The organism is Endozoicomonas sp. PH6C (assembly GCF_059322965.1).
Genome location: NZ_CP185342.1, coordinates 4,739,143 through 4,755,488, shown reverse-complemented (window position 1 = coordinate 4,755,488; position 16,346 = coordinate 4,739,143). Strand labels below are relative to the sequence as shown.

Genomic DNA, 16,346 nt, shown 5'->3' with positions numbered 1-16,346 from the left:
AGCCGATGTTTTGCCCCGCCCCCATGTTCCCGTCGTTGCGCCTTGCAGAGCACCTGCCCAATAAGCCAGAAATATTCGATTCCGTATGGCTGAGTACTTTTAATTTCTTGAAATTTTGTCTATTGAACGTCACTGGCTGGGTACTCTTTACTAAAATCTTTAGCGAGTGAAGAGTAGCTTGTTTCAAAAACATTTGCTTACCTATGATTGGAACTAAAGTTTTTTGTCATTTGTTCATCTTTTATATCTGAGGAAATTCAGGAAATACATCACATGGCTTTCAATCGGGTTGATGTCATTTAAAAAATCTTCCTGTGATATTGATGCACTTCATAAAAAATGAACTACTATTTCTATCCTGTTAACGGAACTATCATAGACTCTGATTGTGATTGCTACATCGAATCGATCAGGAAAGATGTCAGGTTTTAGCTTTCAGCAGAGAGATTCTATGGTTAGGTACTTATAACAGCCTGCCTCAATACAGGCGTTGATTTCTCAATTATCTGATGCAAATAATCGTAACCCGCAAAAATTGTCGGTATCAGGTACGCTTGTTTCATAGGAGGTCTGATACATTATGCAGCTAAAAAACGTCTACAAAACTTTTACATTAATGATGATTTTGTTACTGGCTCTTTTCCTTAATTTTTTGCCATCATCGGTCTGCGCTACACAAGTCGATATGGATGACAGGGAGATCAACCTCAAATCGTCCTTAGTCAAATGGTTGCTGGCACTGAATGCAAGGCCCTATGTTTATTATCCCAATGAGCCAAAACTGATTTTGGCAACAATAGCCGAAGATGGTCTGGATGACTTTGCCTGTTTACTGGAAGTCAACAAAGAGCTTCGTCGTGATAAAGCTTTTAACAATATTCCTGTTGAATTGACTGTACAGAGCACTCAATCTCAGAAAAAAAAGCTCTACCGTGTTTTTTCTGAAGCTTCTGATCTGAAAATTAATTGGATTTTTAAGGATGAAAGGCAGGAATACGACACCAGTTCGATGCAGATGGAGTTCGGAAGTTTTACCCTCTCCCTGTCAACCTGGGCAGGAATGAGAATCCCCAGTACATCCAACTGGTTGGGAATTGGTCAGTATTCTAATATTGGTGCCGGAGGCAAGAGTTTGGCTGAGAGCTTTATTGTCAGTTTATGGCTGGTAGAAAATTTTCACCAAAGATCTGGAGTCAGTAGCCTTGAATCTATTCCTTTGAATCGTCAAACCATGAACTACATCTCGGACTTTCGGTTTGAAGGTTATGATTTGTGTCAAAATCTTACAGAGTGCTCAATTAAAACAGAACAACATAAGTTCTCTATTGCTACGCCAAGGTTTGGTCTGGGTGAACTGCACCTTGGGTTACCCTTTAACTCAGAACTGATCGAGAAAGTTGATAATTACGAAATTTCAGATGACAAAACGTCAACTTCACTGTATGAAGATTTAAAGCAATTACTGCAAGATAGGCCATGGCTGGGACTTGCTCTTACGGGTCATAGTGATTTGGATGCTCAGGCAGAAGCTATTCAGAACGTGTCGTATTATACCGCTTATTACGACGATGAAGCCTTCTTGAAAGAGTATTTGGAGATTATCAGAAGAATAGATCCGGGTGACATAAAAATTGTTACCGACCTTAAATGGTCAATGTTATCAACAGAATCCTTTAAAGAAATGCTCAGTGAACTGGGTTTTGGCAATGTTCATTACAAATCAAACAGTGCATCAAATAGCTATTGTCAGCGCACAACCTCTGAATATAAAAAAATAACGTATAGCGATTGTGACCCTACTGTCTCTGAATATAGAAAAATAACGTTTATCGATTCTGGTTTTATTGATAACGACAATGCTTACAATGCTCTGGCTTACTTCTCTCAACCATTAACCCTGGTTACAGGAGATATCAACCTGACCAAAGCCATCACAATGAATAAGATTCCTTTTTACCAATGGCGTCATTTTCAAACTCAGGTGAACGAACATCTTCAATCATTCTGGCAAGGCACAGGCCTTGAGTCATTTTTCGTGAATGACTATCAGCCAGAAATAAAGGCAGCAGCACTGAATCAATTTAACCAGGACTCACCGCTTCGTCGTCAGACAAACAAGCAAATCATTAAGGCAAAAAACGCCATGCCTGATCTGCTGGATGTTGTATGGCTGGTCCACTGCCCCAATGCAGAAGTTTGGCGTCTCGATACACAAGTTAAGAGAAAGTTGGTACAGGGTGAGAACAATGAATTATTTGATGAAATCAAAAACACAGAAAGCAAGGATATTCGTGATATTTTGGCAACCAAGGTACTGATTCAGCACATATTCGATCAGAATACCGGTTATGATAAAGAACAGCTTGACGAATTCTTCAAGTTAATTAATGACTCAAGGCTCAGGGAGTACCTGCTATCATTGCTGAACGTATATTGAACCAACTGGCCAGATACTTGAAAAAGGCTGAAGCCTTGGGCTGTCTGCTTATTCAGGGCTATGATGCGGCCAGAAAGAAACTTATTATAGGCAGCTGTACCATTGATCTGATGTAACTTTTGTTGACCTGATGCGTTTAATCATTGCTGAAAAACCCAGTCTGGGCAGAGCCATAGCCGATGTTTTGCCCCGCCCCCATAAACGACAGGATGGCTACATAGAGACCGCATCCGGTGATGTCGTCACCTGGTGTATAGGCCACCTGCTGGAGCAGGTTGAGCCTGAACAGTATGACTCTGCCTTCAAGCAATGGCGTTTTGAACATTTGCCTATTGTTCCCCGGCAGTGGCAACTGCAACCACGAAAAAACACTCGCTCCCAGTTATCTGTGATTCGTAAGCTGTTGAAAACGGCTGATGTCATTGTTCATGCCGGAGACCCGGACAGGGAAGGGCAGTTGCTGGTCGATGAAGTGTTGGATTATCTCAAACTTTCACCAACCCGCAGAAAAAGTGTCCGTCGTCTTTTAGTGAATGACTTGAACGGTCCGGCAGTTAAGAAAGCCTTCGATCGAATGCAGAGCAATTCTGATTTTGTACCTCTCTCTGTTTCCGCTCTGACACGCTCCCGTGCCGACTGGCTCTATGGTATCAATTTAACCCGTGCCTATACCGTTCTTGGCAAAAAGGCAGGTTATGGCGGTTTGCTTTCTGTCGGTCGGGTACAGACTCCGGTTTTGGGCCTGGTGGTTCGAAGAGACGAAGATATTGCCGATTTCCAACCCAAACCTTATTTCGAAGTCTTTGCCCTGCTGGTGACTGACCAGGGTGAGTGTTTCAAGGCAAAATGGCAACCCAGTGAAGCCTGCCAGCCCTGGATGGATGACGAGGGCCGTGTACTTGATCGTCGACTGGCGGAAAATGTTGTCAGCAGGATTCAGGGCAAGGAGGGGACAGTCACTAAGCTGGAGAAGAAACTTGGCAAGGAATCGCCACCGTTACCCTATTCACTTTCCGCTCTTCAGATTGATGCTGCCAAACAGTTAAGGATGAGTGCCAAGGAAGTGTTGGATGTCTGTCAAAAGCTTTATGAGCAGAAACTGGTGACTTATCCCCGATCGGATTGTCGTTATCTGCCTGTGGAGCATTTCAGGGAGGCACCGGAAGTGCTTGGCACGATACGAAGCAATGATGAAAAACTGGCCAGTGCTGTGGACGGTGCATTACCCGACCGCAAAAGCAAAGCCTGGAATGACAGTAAAGTAAGCGCACACCACGGTATTATCCCGACCACCCGTAGAACTGATCTCTACAAAATGGGTGACCGGGAGCGCAACTTATATGGCCTCATCGCCAGACAGTATGTGGCACAGTTTTATCCGGATCACCGGTTTTTAGCTCGTAAAGTCAGTGTCACCCTGGAAGGCGGGCAATTCACGGCCAGCAGCAGGGAGGTGCAGGAAGAAGGCTGGAAAGCCATTTTTCCCCGCAAGCCGTCCGTCTCTGAGGATAAAGAGGACGGTCAGAGGTTGCCGGAATTGCACAGGGGGCAGGCACTGCTCTGCAAGGATGCGGATTTGGCAGAAAAGCAAACTCAGCCACCCAGACCTTTCACCGACGCCACTCTGCTGTCGGCCATGACCGGTATTGCCCGCTATGTTAAAGATACCGGGATCAGGAAGGTGCTCAAGGAGACCGACGGTCTGGGTACCGAAGCCACCCGGGCAGGCATTATAGAATTATTGTTCAATAGGAAATATCTTACCCGTCAGGGGAAAAACATTCATGCTACAGAGACCGGGAAAGCATTGATAAAAGCTCTGCCCGAGCCTGTCAGTCGTCCTGACATGACCGCCCGCTGGGAAGCCTCACTGAATCAGATTGTAGAGAAAAAAGGCTCTTATCAGACTTTTATGAGTGAGCTGGAACAGCATCTGGTTCAGTTGTTGCGGGAGGCCGGGCAGTGTGGAACCATTAATGTACAGGGGTTGCCTCCGGTATCGCCAAACCGCTTCAAGAAGAAAACCCGGCGTAGAAAAAACTCTCCTCGAGCCTCCTGACAAAGATCCCTGAATGTGAACGAATTCAGCGTTCCGTTTCTGCCTGGTAAGATGTTTGTCCAAGAATTTTCAGTTTCTGGCAAAGGCTGTGTTAGAGTGCCCCAGTGGTTCTTTTGATCCTACACGGGCAGATTCGTTGGGCTGACTCAGCCAACGTTTCTGGGATGGTTGATATGATTCGAACAGGATGATCCCCCATGTACAGAGCTTTTCTGGCCATTCTGGTTGGGTTGGGTATGACCGGACTGGCATCCGCATCGGATAATTACTCATACACCTGTGACCGCAGCAATCAGGAACGAAAGATAAGCGTCATCTATCTTCAGCGTGAATCCAGCCTGCCCTGTCAGGTCCGCTACACCAAAGGCAGTGATGAAAAGACACTCTGGAACGCCACTTACACTGAAGGCTATTGCGAAGGTCAAGCCTCAGAATTTGTGAAAAAACAGGAAGGTTGGGGTTGGAATTGCACCCTCGACCAGCCAAAAACCGGTGGCAGTCTGCCAGGAGATGCCGAAACGAGAGCGCCAGAGTCCGGCTGAATACCTGCTGATCCGGGCTTAAAGCTAACCACATTCAGGCTGGCAGCATGAATCTGAATCATGTTCGATCGCGGTAGTTAAACTTTCTGGGGTAATCAGGGTCTAAGAATTACCAGTAACTGATTCAGGAACACCTCATGCTGCCAACCCGCTTTACCCGTGGGCAGGTTCTTTCTGCTCTGCTAATCCTTCTTCTGTCTGTGCAGTCGTCTCTGTCGTTTTCTTCAGAAAGTTGTCAGACAAGCGAATGCAGTGGCTTTCGAGGCTATAGGTTTCCTTTAGCAGCCCTGTTTGTCTCTGCAGTTACTTATTACGCATGGTCTGAGACACCGAACGTTACTTTATCCGATGAGGATGAATCCTGCAGTATTCATCCCTTCGAACTCTGGAAGCCCAGGCTGGACAGAGAATTCTGTCAGTCCCTGGTTTCCCTGAAAGACCGCACAGAAGCGTTGGAACTAATAAGGCAAACGGGAGCTATGCAGCCTGCGACAGTGGCTTGCCATAACTGGCAAGCTGAGCTGGCAGACTATTTCAACTGGCGTTGGCCAGGAAACAACGCCAGCCAATGGCAGCAAATACCTGTAGGGGCTTTTAAGCAAGTGCTTGACATCATCGAAGAAGCTGACTTTATAGGTATTCTGGCTCGCTCTGCCTCGATCTATTCGTTGAATACGATACAGGTCAACAGTCAGCAGTTTATCCTGAAAGGCTATATCAACAGTGGCTTTATTATTGTCCCTATGTTGAAAGTGGCTGAATGTTATTTTGTACCCGAAGAAGAGCCGGTGGCTTTTGGTTTCGATGAGTGGAGTGGGCTAATCGGGGGGCGTATTCATTCCCTGTTCAAAGCCGTGAAGGGGCGTTCTCTTGGGGTCTGGGTTGCTGAGTCTCGCAAACCCTCAAGCCAGGTTGATCTTGATGCCTTGTTCTCGGAGTTTGGGCAAGTTCTGGCGAAGTTTCACCTGCGTCACAGAACTTCAAATTTCAATGGGATTTATACTCTATCCAGAGCGGTTCACCATGACCTGGATTTCAAGAATGTTTTTTATGATGAAAAGACGGGTTTCTCGCTGATTGATACCATTGGGCTTTCTATTTCAGTGCTGGAACCCTCCGAAATGATCCATGATCTGAGTCAGCTCTTTGAAGATATGAACAGAAGCAGGATATCAAAGAGAGGCTTTATCAGGGCTTACGCAAGTCAGTGGCCAGAAGAGACTCAGGCAGTTATCAAGGAGGACTTGGCATTACTTCAATTGATGCTGAAGTCGGGATATAGCCCGAAACGTTGGCCCTGAGCCTGTTATCGAAGCCAAAGCGGCAGTCGGGGTCTTTTGAATACACGCTGAATTATCTGGTAGATCATGAAATCGATACTTCGATCTTTCATGCTTTCAAAAGCTTTCAAAAGTAAAAATTACTAATTTGTATCTGAATTGGGTCGGTGATTTTTATATTTAGAGTATGCCACCATGCAACCAAGAGCTGTCCAGCACATGTTTGAATAAAGGTCAGTATAATCAGGTTTTATTTGTCCTTTGTTCATATATTGCATTAAATATGCGGGGGGCTTATGAAATAGGCAATCGGCTAAAAAAAATGTTGCGATTGTGGCAATCGGGCGTCCTACTCTTGAAGACAAGCATTTATATACAGGTCTAATAATATATTTAAAATGAATCATATCTTTACATTCACTGAATGCCAGTTCAATAGACCCGCAGACTCTGGAAACGGATCTATCAAAAATAGATATGCAATTGCCAGCTATTTTTTTTACCAGCGAACATTTTCTTTTCAGAAGTGGTATTTTATTATTTCTGGCTAAAAGTTTTCCTTCTTCATTGAACTCTTTACATAAATAAACAGTTTTTTTTGCACCAGTATTTTCTGACATGTGATCAGTAGAGTTAGAAAAGCTCAAAGTTTTTTCTTTGCAAGCACCTATCATTCGTATACCCCACATGATTTTTTATAAATAATTAATATTTTTGACGCGTATTAAAAAAATTAGTTCCTTATCAGTTAGACCTGATAACAGCAATGTTATTAAGAAACCAAAGCGTCAACGTGGATCAGTGAGCCTCTTCTTTGCCGATCAGGATTCACCAAATAATCTTACTCAGGCTGGCAGCATGAATCTGAATCGTTGAATGATGTTCGATGGCCGTTGAACTCTCTGGAGTTATCACGGTCATAGAATGATCAGGATCTGATTCAGGAGTACTTTATGCCGTCAAACCGCTTTGCCTGTGGGCAATTACTTTCTATTCTGCTGACCTCACTGTTCTTAATGCAGACGGCACCTTCATTTTCTTCAGAAAGTTATCATACAGAGCCATGCCGTCGCTCTGGAGGGCATCGGTTCTCTTTGGCCGTCCTGTTTGCGTCTGCAGCTAACTATTTTGCATCGCCCGAGACACCACACTCGCCAGAATCCGGGGAAGATGAATCCTGTACTATCCAGCCCTTTGAACTCTGGAAGCCAAAACTGGACCGTGAATTTTGTCAGTCTCTGATTGCCAGTAAAAACTGCACAGAAGCTTTGAAACTATTAAGAAAAACGCAAGCCATGCAACCTGCAACAATGTCCTGCGATGATTGGCAAGCTGATCTGGAAGACTATTTCAACTGGCGCTGGCCGGGGAACAACGCCAGCCAATGGCAACAAAATCCTGTGCATCACAGAGGGTTACAGTGGGTGACTGACACCATGGATGAAGCTGAGTTCATAGCTCTTCTGGCTCGTTCTCCTTCGGTGTTTTCGTTGGACAGGATCGAGATCAACGGTCAGCCGTTTATTTTGAAGGGCTATGCGGACACTGGCTTTATGATTACCCCCATGTTGAAAGTGGCAGAATGCTACTTTGTGCCAGAAGAAGAGCCCGTGGCTTTTGGTTTTGATGAGTGGAGCGGATGGGTCGCGGGGCGTATGCACTCCCTGTTCAAAGCCGTGAAAGGGCGCTCACTCCATGATTGGCTGGATGCGTCCCGTAAACCTTCAAGTAAGGTTGACCTTGGTGCCTTGTTCTCGGAGTTTGGGCAAATTCTGGCGAAATTTCACCTGCGTCACAGAGATTCGGATTTGGATGGAATTTATACCCTCTCCAGAGCAGTTCATCATGACCTGAATTTCCAGAATGTTTTTTATGATGAAGAGTCGGGCTTCTCTCTGATTGATACCATCGGGCTTTCTGTTTCAGTTTTGGAACCGTCTAAAGTACATAATGACCTTATTATGCTGTTCAAGAATATGGACAAACACAGAATATCAAAGGATAGCTTTATCAGTGCCTATGTAGGTCAGTGGCCAGAAGAAGCTCAGGAGAATCTCAAGCAGGAAATAGAGTCACTTTAAATCTTGCAACGAGACGTTTGCCCTGAGCTTGCTACCCAGGCCAAAAAGGGGGTTAAAGGGCGTCTTTTTTACCGGTCTGGACTAAATATAGAACCGTAATCAGGCTGGCAGCATGAATCTGAATCATCGAACGATGTTCGATGGTTGTTGAACTCTCTGGAGTAATTACGGTCATAGAATAACCAATATCTGATTCAGGAACATGTTATGCCGCGAAACCGCTTAGCCTTTGGGCCGTTATTTTTTATTATGCTGACCCTCCTGCTGTTAATGCAGTCCACATATTCTTTTTCTTTGGAAAGTTGTCCGACAGAGCCATGGAGTCGTGGAGGTTATCGGTTCCCTTTGGCCTTGCTGTTTGCGTCTGCAGCTGCTTATTTTGCATGGCCCGAGACACCGCAGTCGCCAGTAACCGGGGATGATGAATCCTGTAGTATCCAACCCTTTGAACTCTGGAAGCCGAAACTGGACAGTGAATTTTGTCAGTCTCTGACTGCCAGTAAAAACTGCGCAGAAGCTTTGAAGCTATTAAGAAAAACCCAAGCCATACATCCTGCAACAATGTCCTGCGATGATTGGCAAGCTGACCTGGAAGATTATTTCAACTGGCGTTGGCCGGGGAACAACGCCAGCCAATGGCAACAAATTCCTGTGCGTTACAAGGGCTTACAGTGGGCGACTGACAACACGGATGAAGCTGAGTTCATAGCTTTTCTGGCTCGTTCTCCTTCGGTGTTTTCGTTGAACACGATACGGATCAACGGTCAGCAGTTTATTTTGAAAGGTTATGCTGAAACTGGCTTTATGATTACCCCTATGTTGAAAGTGGCTGAATGCTACTTTGTGCCTGAAGAAGAGCCGGTGGCTTTTGGTTTTGATGAGTGGAGTGGATTGATCGGGGGGAGGATGCACTCACTGTTCAAAGCCGTAAAAGGGCGCTCTCTTCGGGATTGGGTTGCTGAGTCCCGCAGGCCCTCAAGCAGTTTTGATATTGAAGCATTGTTTTCCGAGCTTGGGCAAATTCTGGCGAAATTTCACCTGCGTCACAGGGTTTCGAAATTCGATGGGATTTATACCCTTTCCAGGGCGGTTCATCGAGATCCGAACTTCAATAATATTTTTTATGATGAAAAGTCGGGTTTCTCGCTGATTGATACCATAGGGCTTTCTGTTTCTGTTCTGGAACCATCGGGAGTGTTTTACGATCTGAATCAACTGTTCTTAGAGATGAACGGAAGTCAGATATCAAAGGATGGCTTTACCAGGGCCTATATAAGTCAATGGCCGGAAGATGTTCAGGAGAGTCTTAAAAAGCAAATTGAGTCACTTCAGGTCGTGCAGATTAACTATACACCATCGTACCGTAAGCCTTGAATCAAGTAACAAGCCGCTGCACAAAGCAGGAGGCTTCAGTGTCTCCTGTTGCTGACTGGCCAATACTGATTTGTTTTTCAAATTGAATATGGCTGATTTTATGCCATTTTTAAGCAGCCTGTATGAGCGATGCAGGCGAATTTCTATGTTTTTTAAATTGGAGTAAAAAATAATCATGCTCAATCCCCTGAACAAAAACATTTTGCTACTTTTTGCGAGCCTTTCTTCTGCTTTGGTAGCAGCAAACCCTATTGTGGAAGGAAACAGTAATGGCATTATATTTGATGCTTCCTGCCCGAACGGAGAAAAGGTTTGTAAAAATCATCCGATTGACTGCCTGGGCGGCTGTGCGCTCAATGCATCAACAGGGGAAACTGTGTTTCAGTGGGAACGCACTATTTTTACAACCAAAGCCGACAAGGCTTCACGGCTTGATATTCAGGCAATGAAAAAGTGTCTTGACCGCGAAGCCATCCGCACTGCTTTGCTCAAGGGTCATGAAAACATGCAGGATACCGGCTCAGAGAGATTACCCTGCACAGTCACCGGCTCGGAATGGCAATATATCTACCCCAAGTATCATATTTCGGTTCTTACACAGCCTGCTTGTGACAAAACCGAATCTTATCTTGATGAACTGACAGGCAGCTGCCAGAACTGGAAAAACACCGTCTCTGAAGCCGGACTATGGATCGGGGTCGGGGCGGCTGCTGTGGTTGCTTTGGTTACATCCTATTTTGTTATAGCACAGGTTGGCAGCTGCACCGGATGGTTCCGTTGGTTCACTCTTGGAGATGGTGTCGGTATGTGTATTAGAAAGTTCAAATGCTCCAGTTACGAGAGACCCGGCGGTTAATAAAAGGGAGAGGCTGGCATTCCTGCCATTAAGAAAAAACTGATAAATTTTATGTGGATCAGTGGCCCGAAGCCGTTCAGGAGAGTCTTCAGGAGCTAATAGAATCACTTTAATCATTGTTGCCAAGTGCTTGAGCTTGTCAAAGGCTTTGACAAGCTCAGAGCGAAGTATCAAAATTTTGGTTCTTTTGAATTTTCAGTGGGTAAGCAGGCTTCGTTCACCCTACTGAAGTCGAGCTTTCCTGTCAGAATGTTTAAAAGAATGTTTAAAATGTTTAAAGGACATCCAATGTTTAAAGGACATCCAAAAATAATGTTTAAAGGATAATGTTTAAAGGACATCCAAAAAAATGTTTAAAGGACATCCATATAAAAACGTTTAAAGGACATCCATATAAAATACAATCAAACCCTGACAGCCACTAAAAGGTAAATATTAATCGTTTATCAGAACAAACAAAAAGCGAATCACTCAAAAGGGAGAAAAGTCAGAAATAGCAAAGCTCCCCATATGACAGGGGAAACTAATAACAACGGAAAAGTTGGGCAATTAACTTACGCCATAAAATAAACGACTACAGGCGAGCATCCCCTGTACCCAATGCTGCCCCATTTCCTGAGCAAAAGTTTTCATGGCTTCCAGCTTGCCCACTGCCCGATAGAAGCGGCTATTCCATCTCATGGTTTTGAGCCATTCATTTGAATCAATTTCCAGTCGGGTCAGAATGGGTGGAATATCTGAAGGGATTGAACCTTTCTTATCAGACCGAACTGCGCGCCCACTCCAGTCAACCAGCTCAAGATAATCGTGAAGAATATAAGGCAATGCCTTAGCCGGGTTTTGCCCTTGTGATCGAAAAGGCAGAAGGGTGATTGGCTGCTTTCGGGCATCAGAGCCTGCCAACTTTTCAATTCGTTCCTGGATCGACGTGTAGTCTGATTCTTCTGGTGTTTCCGATATTTCGGCACGGATCGGATTCAAGTCAACATAGGCCATGCAGGTCAACAACGCTGCTTCATCCAACAACGCCTGACTTTTAAAACGCCCCTCCCAGAATCGACCTCTGCAGCCATCTTCCTGGTTAGCCTCACGGGCAAGATGTTCGTTCAGGCAACGCATGAACCAGCTGATGTTCGTTAATCGATTTCGATACTCTTCAACAAATTCGTCCACGCGAGCCAGTTCCGAATGACTCAGCTGGTCAGCAGCAAGATACCTCTGAACCAGATGCGGACCTGTGAAAAGCCTTGTCCATCGATGTAAAATTTCCTCTCGTGTCCACTCTCTGGCGGGTTTCTGATTGATATGCAAAACCACATGATAGTGATTCGACATGACAGCATAGGCGCAGACTTCTATGGAAAAGATTGAAACCAGTTCCCTGAGCTTGTCTACAACCCACTGCCGACGGTGCTCGTAATTTTTGCCCGTTAAATGATCTTCTCCACACAAATATGCTCTGCGTACGCACCGAGCTATACAGTGATAATAAGGCGTGGAGCCTGGGTCGATCAGGGAACTTCGCGCACGGGTCATAATCTCTCCTGCCAGAACTAAAAATCAGCGACAGGAAAAAGGTAGACAAGCTGGTTTGTTTGTCAAATATAATGTCAAATATAAGGCTGTCCTTTTATTTTCTGTGTCCTTTTATTATTTTTTTTGGGTGTCCTTTTATTTTTTATTTTTTCTTTATTTTTCTTTATTTTTTGTTGGGTGTCCCTTTATTATTCTTTATTATTATTTTGTTGGGTGTCCCTTTATTTTGCTGTGTCCTTTTATTATTTTTTTTGGGTGTCCTTTTATTTTTTTATTTTTTATTTTTTATTTTTCCTTTATTTTTCCTTTATTTTTCTTTATTTTTCTTTATTTTTCTTTATTTTTCTTTATTTTTCTTTATTTTTCTTTATTTTTCTTTATTTTTCTTTATTTTTTGTTGGGTGTCCCTTTATTAGTTTCCCTTTATTATTTGGGTGTCCCTTTATTATTGCTTTATTATTATTGGGTGTCCCTTTATTATCCGGTGTCCCTTTATTATCCCTTTATTATTCTCATTTTTACCCACAGATATCCCTGAAGAGCCATTATTTTTTTCTTTTATTTATTACGATCGCCCCGGGCTAGTCGCAGCTTTCGACATGCTCAGGGCAACCTCAGGTCAACAGAGTGTGAGTCTATCCACACATAGCCATAGCCGGATCAGATTTCTGCGGCGAGGCGAGCCCCCTGGTTAATGGCTCGCTTGGCATCCAGTTCGGCAGCGACGTCGGCACCACCGATAAGGTGAACAGGCTTGCTGGTGATAGTGTCAGCCAGTTCTCTGAGAGGTAACTGCCCTGCACAGATGACTACGTTATCCACATCCAGAACCTTTGGCTCACCATCAATGGAGACATGAAGACCACTATCGTCTACCTTGTGGTATTCACAGGAAGGCACCATTTTCACGCCACGCTTGACCATTTCGGTTCGGTGAATCCATCCGGTGGTTTTACCCAGGGTGGCTCCCGGCTTCGTCTTTTTGCGCTGAAGCAGGTAAACCTCCCGTGAACTTTCTTCTTCCCGGGAGCCGGAAGCAGCCAGACCACCCCTGTTGCTGAGACTCATATCAACCCCCCAGTCTTTCATGAAGGCTTCGACATCCAGGCTGTGTGAAGGCCCTTTCTGGGTAATAAATTCACTCAAATCGAAACCAATTCCGCCAGCACCGATCACTGCTACGGTTTTACCGACTTTTGCACCCCTGAAGACATCCAGGTAGGTCAGAACTTTGGGGTGATCCAATCCTTCAATATCGGGTGTACGTGGTGTAACGCCAGTCGCTACGATGATTTCATCAAAATCGCTGTTTTCCAGTTCACTGGCAGAAACCCGGGTGTTCAGTTTCAGATTTACACCGGTGAGCTCTAACTGACGCTGGAAGTATCGAAGTGTTTCATGGAACTCTTCCTTGCCCGGTACCTGTTTGGCAATATTGAACTGGCCACCGATTTTGTCAGCAGCCTCAAACAGGGTGACATCATGGCCTCTGTATGCGGCAGTTGTCGCAAAAGAGAGGCCGGCGGGACCTGCACCCACCACCGCAAGCTTTTTCGGCTTGTCAGTAGGCAGATAGTTTAATTCGGTCTCATGACAGGCTCTGGGGTTAACAAGGCAGCTGACCAGTTTCAATTCAAAAGCATGGTCCAGACAGGCCTGATTGCAGGCAATACAGGTGTTGATTTCATCAGCACGGCCCTCTTCAGCTTTTTTAACCCACTCTGGGTCAGCCAGCAAAGGGCGAGCCATGGAAACCATGTCGGCATCGCCTCTGGCCAGAACCGTTTCAGCCACTTCTGGCATGTTAATACGGTTGGAGGTAATAACAGGAACGCTTAACTCTTTTCTGATTTTTGCAGTGACCCAAGTGAAAGCAGCACGGGGGACCATGGTTGCAATGGTGGGAATGCGAGCCTCGTGCCAGCCAATACCGGTGTTGATAATGGTCGCACCCGCTTTTTCGATCTCTTTGCCAAGCTCTACAATCTCATCCCAGCTGCTGCCGCCTTCAACCAGGTCGAGCATGGAGAGACGATAAATAATAATGAAGTCTTTGCCGGTCTTTTCTCTTACACGACGAATGACTTCAATGGGCAGTCGAATGCGGTTTTCGTAACGTCCACCCCAGTCATCATCACGGTGGTTGGTTTTAGCGACGATAAACTGGTTGATGAAATAACCTTCCGAACCCATGATTTCAACACCATCATAGCCCGCTTTCCGGGCATTCAGGCTACATTGCACAAAGTCTTCAATCTGGCTGTCAATCTCTTCGGGCGTCAGCTCTTTGGGAGGAAAAGGCGCAATCGGTGCTTGCAGGGCACTGGGAGCAATGGCTTTAGGGTGGTAGGCATAGCGGCCGGTGTGCAAAATCTGCATACAGATCTTGCCGCCTTCGTTGTGTACGGCCCGGGTGACCAGGCTGTGACCGGCAATCTCTTCTTCTGTTGTAATCTGGGCTGCGTTGGGCAAGCCGCCGGATTCCCAGTTGGGCGCAATGCCGCCGGTCACCATCAGACCGACGCCACCTTTTGCGCGCTCACCAAAGTAAGCGGCCAGCCGCTCGTAGCCACCGGGATGCTCTTCCAGGTTAGTGTGCATGGAGCCCATCAGCACCCGGTTTTTCAACTGTGTGAAGCCCAGATCCAGTGGTTCCAGCAGGTGAGGGTAGAGCTTATGGGGCTCAGAGCTGTGTGGGGAGGTGGTCATCGACAGATCCTCATCAGGTTTTTTAAGGGACATTTGTAATTATCTTATCTGGACAGCGTCAAGATAAGACTGTATGTTGACACTGTCAAGATTGAGTATTCATTTTCTGATACAGAGCACTGTCTTTGAGTAAAAATATGTCAGCCAAGAAGAATTACCATCATGGAGACTTACGACAAAGCCTGATTAATGAGGCAACCCGGATGATCGCCGGGTCAGGCGTTGAGAAGCTCTCTATGCGTGGGTTGGCTGAAGCTGTTGGTGTCTCGAGAACTGCGGCCTACCATCATTTCAAAGATAAGAATGAACTTTTATGTGCCATCGCAGAGCAAGGGTTCAATCACTGGTACCAGGAACTGGGAAGCAGGCTGACAGAAGTCCCCGACGATCTTGAAGCCTGGTTTCGTGAGTTTTCCTATGCTTACATCGATTTTGCCCAGAATCATGCCGAACAGTATGACCTGATGTTTGGCCGACCTATCTGGAAGAATGGGCAAGCCACTGATGAACTCAGTAAAATCTCATTTGAAGCTTTTCAGCGTTATGCTGACTTTGTCAAAAAATACTTACCGGGTGACAGCTTCAGTCAGGATCAGGATGCCCTGCGGGTAGCCCAGGTCACCTGGGGCAGTTTGCACGGTTTAAGTCGTCTATTAATTGACGGGGTATATCTGGACAAGGCCTCCATCAATAGCATGTGCGATGTAGCGGCAAGGTTACTGGTACAGAATATGAAGTCAACATAGCTGCTTTTAGCTGCTCTGATTCATAAGGGCCGCTCGGACTCATCAAAGTTTCGCCAGAAAAGGCGAGCCATTTTGATATCATTTTGAGCCATGGATCGACCTGTTTCGGTCATCAGTTTTTCTTCAAAAAGGTTCTGTACTCTTCGGGTTTGCATCAACGCCTGATCGTAGGGGAGTTTTCTGACTTCAAGGTTACAGGCCAGTTCGCGGGCTATGCCCCGGGCTCCCATTAGCTCCATGGCATCGGCATCAAAGACAATTTTCGCCTCTAAGGGGGAACGCCCGGAAATCAGATGAGGGCGGCACAGCCTGACAATCTCGTACAGCTGAGATTGAACGGCGGGATTCAATCCGGTTTCTTTCAAAAGTTTATCGAGTTGCTCCAGATGGTCATGATATTGATGGAGCCGGGCACCCGCTTCAACAAGAAAGGAATTACCCGATTCATACTGATTGATCTTCAGGGCGTATTTTACCACTCGTTCTCCATGCCTCAGGTTGTGGTAAGGGTCCTGCTGCTGATAAAAAACGCTGGCTTTTGCTTTTATGTCATTCAGGCAGTTCTGCATGGTTTTGCTCTGATCGCGTCCATATCCATTCAGGGAGAACTGTCGGCAGGGTTGGGCAGTACCTTCAGCCTGAATGCCTGAAAATAATAGTATTAATGGCAGAGTGGCTGACAGGATTTTGAGAGGCCGGAGTAGACATTGCAATGTATATTCCTGA

Annotated in this window: 13 protein-coding genes; 8 read left to right on the top strand and 5 right to left on the bottom strand. The window is 45.6% G+C overall.

Annotated elements, in window-relative coordinates; all coding sequences use genetic code 11:
* Positions 1 to 580 precede the first annotated feature (580 nt).
* From ACOMG9_RS17575 to ACOMG9_RS17560, 4 genes are all read left to right on the top strand, one after another.
* The gene (locus tag ACOMG9_RS17575) at positions 581 to 2,437 is read left to right on the top strand and encodes a hypothetical protein (protein WP_494529184.1); all 1,857 of its coding nucleotides are present in this window, start codon (positions 581 to 583) and stop codon (positions 2,435 to 2,437) included.
* Between the two features lie 130 nt (positions 2,438 to 2,567).
* Positions 2,568 to 4,496: a DNA topoisomerase III gene (locus tag ACOMG9_RS17570; RefSeq protein WP_494529183.1), complete on the top strand. Its 1,929-nt coding sequence runs from the start codon at positions 2,568 to 2,570 to the stop codon at positions 4,494 to 4,496.
* A gap of 197 nt (positions 4,497 to 4,693) precedes the next feature.
* Complete coding sequence (locus ACOMG9_RS17565) at positions 4,694 to 5,038, top strand: hypothetical protein (RefSeq protein WP_448217853.1); 345 nt, start codon at positions 4,694 to 4,696, stop codon at positions 5,036 to 5,038.
* A 137-nt stretch (positions 5,039 to 5,175) separates the two neighbouring features.
* On the top strand, positions 5,176 to 6,339 hold the full coding sequence (locus ACOMG9_RS17560) for a hypothetical protein (protein WP_494529182.1): 1,164 nt from the start codon (positions 5,176 to 5,178) through the stop codon (positions 6,337 to 6,339).
* Positions 6,340 to 6,461: 122 nt separating this feature from the next.
* Here ACOMG9_RS17560 and ACOMG9_RS17555 read toward each other — a convergent pair whose 3' ends face one another.
* The gene (locus ACOMG9_RS17555; RefSeq protein WP_448217851.1) at positions 6,462 to 6,992 is read right to left on the bottom strand and encodes a hypothetical protein; all 531 of its coding nucleotides are present in this window, start codon (positions 6,990 to 6,992) and stop codon (positions 6,462 to 6,464) included.
* 279 nt (positions 6,993 to 7,271) lie between these two features.
* Here ACOMG9_RS17555 and ACOMG9_RS17550 point away from each other — a divergent pair, with 279 nt between their 5' ends.
* The gene (locus ACOMG9_RS17550) at positions 7,272 to 8,399 is read left to right on the top strand and encodes a BUD32 family EKC/KEOPS complex subunit (RefSeq protein ID WP_448217850.1); all 1,128 of its coding nucleotides are present in this window, start codon (positions 7,272 to 7,274) and stop codon (positions 8,397 to 8,399) included.
* Between the two features lie 52 nt (positions 8,400 to 8,451).
* On the opposite strand, the gene ACOMG9_RS17545 is transcribed toward ACOMG9_RS17550, so the two are convergent.
* Positions 8,452 to 8,574 carry a hypothetical protein gene (locus ACOMG9_RS17545; RefSeq protein ID WP_448217849.1) on the bottom strand — a complete coding sequence of 41 codons (123 nt, stop codon included), beginning with the start codon at positions 8,572 to 8,574 and terminating at the stop codon, positions 8,452 to 8,454.
* 170 nt (positions 8,575 to 8,744) lie between these two features.
* Between ACOMG9_RS17545 and ACOMG9_RS17540 the strand changes: the two genes are divergently transcribed.
* Together ACOMG9_RS17540 and ACOMG9_RS17535 are read left to right on the top strand one after the other, a co-directional pair.
* Complete coding sequence (locus ACOMG9_RS17540) at positions 8,745 to 9,773, top strand: BUD32 family EKC/KEOPS complex subunit (RefSeq protein WP_494529181.1); 1,029 nt, start codon at positions 8,745 to 8,747, stop codon at positions 9,771 to 9,773.
* Positions 9,774 to 9,948: 175 nt separating this feature from the next.
* Positions 9,949 to 10,629 carry a hypothetical protein gene (locus ACOMG9_RS17535; RefSeq protein WP_494529180.1) on the top strand — a complete coding sequence of 227 codons (681 nt, stop codon included), beginning with the start codon at positions 9,949 to 9,951 and terminating at the stop codon, positions 10,627 to 10,629.
* Positions 10,630 to 11,178: 549 nt separating this feature from the next.
* Here the strand turns inward: ACOMG9_RS17535 and ACOMG9_RS17530 are convergent.
* Both ACOMG9_RS17530 and ACOMG9_RS17525 read right to left on the bottom strand, forming a co-directional pair.
* Positions 11,179 to 12,081, bottom strand: coding sequence for a transposase (locus ACOMG9_RS17530; RefSeq protein ID WP_494529179.1), 903 nt, complete (start codon positions 12,079 to 12,081; stop codon positions 11,179 to 11,181).
* Between the two features lie 744 nt (positions 12,082 to 12,825).
* A complete protein-coding gene (locus ACOMG9_RS17525) occupies positions 12,826 to 14,874 on the bottom strand; it encodes an oxidoreductase (protein ID WP_494530396.1) in 2,049 nt (682 codons plus the stop codon).
* Between the two features lie 125 nt (positions 14,875 to 14,999).
* On the opposite strand from ACOMG9_RS17525, the gene ACOMG9_RS17520 reads away from it, so the two are divergent.
* Entirely contained in the window at positions 15,000 to 15,620 is a 621-nt protein-coding gene (locus tag ACOMG9_RS17520; protein ID WP_494529178.1) for a TetR/AcrR family transcriptional regulator, read from the top strand.
* Positions 15,621 to 15,640: 20 nt separating this feature from the next.
* Here ACOMG9_RS17520 and ACOMG9_RS17515 read toward each other — a convergent pair whose 3' ends face one another.
* The gene (locus ACOMG9_RS17515) at positions 15,641 to 16,333 is read right to left on the bottom strand and encodes an HD domain-containing protein (protein WP_494529177.1); all 693 of its coding nucleotides are present in this window, start codon (positions 16,331 to 16,333) and stop codon (positions 15,641 to 15,643) included.
* Positions 16,334 to 16,346: the final 13 nt, after the last annotated feature.

What these genes read in the sequence shown, in the direction of transcription:
- ACOMG9_RS17575 (WP_494529184.1), top strand. Translation starts at nt 581, where the DNA reads ATGCAGCTAAAAAACGTCTACAAAACTTTTACATTAATGATGATTTTG.
- ACOMG9_RS17570 (WP_494529183.1), top strand. Translation starts at nt 2,568, where the DNA reads ATGCGTTTAATCATTGCTGAAAAACCCAGTCTGGGCAGAGCCATAGCC.
- ACOMG9_RS17565 (WP_448217853.1), top strand. Translation starts at nt 4,694, where the DNA reads ATGTACAGAGCTTTTCTGGCCATTCTGGTTGGGTTGGGTATGACCGGA.
- ACOMG9_RS17560 (WP_494529182.1), top strand. Translation starts at nt 5,176, where the DNA reads ATGCTGCCAACCCGCTTTACCCGTGGGCAGGTTCTTTCTGCTCTGCTA.
- ACOMG9_RS17555 (WP_448217851.1), bottom strand. Translation starts at nt 6,992, where the DNA reads ATGATAGGTGCTTGCAAAGAAAAAACTTTGAGCTTTTCTAACTCTACT.
- ACOMG9_RS17550 (WP_448217850.1), top strand. Translation starts at nt 7,272, where the DNA reads ATGCCGTCAAACCGCTTTGCCTGTGGGCAATTACTTTCTATTCTGCTG.
- ACOMG9_RS17545 (WP_448217849.1), bottom strand. Translation starts at nt 8,574, where the DNA reads ATGACCGTAATTACTCCAGAGAGTTCAACAACCATCGAACATCGTTCG.
- ACOMG9_RS17535 (WP_494529180.1), top strand. Translation starts at nt 9,949, where the DNA reads ATGCTCAATCCCCTGAACAAAAACATTTTGCTACTTTTTGCGAGCCTT.
- ACOMG9_RS17525 (WP_494530396.1), bottom strand. Translation starts at nt 14,874, where the DNA reads ATGACCACCTCCCCACACAGCTCTGAGCCCCATAAGCTCTACCCTCAC.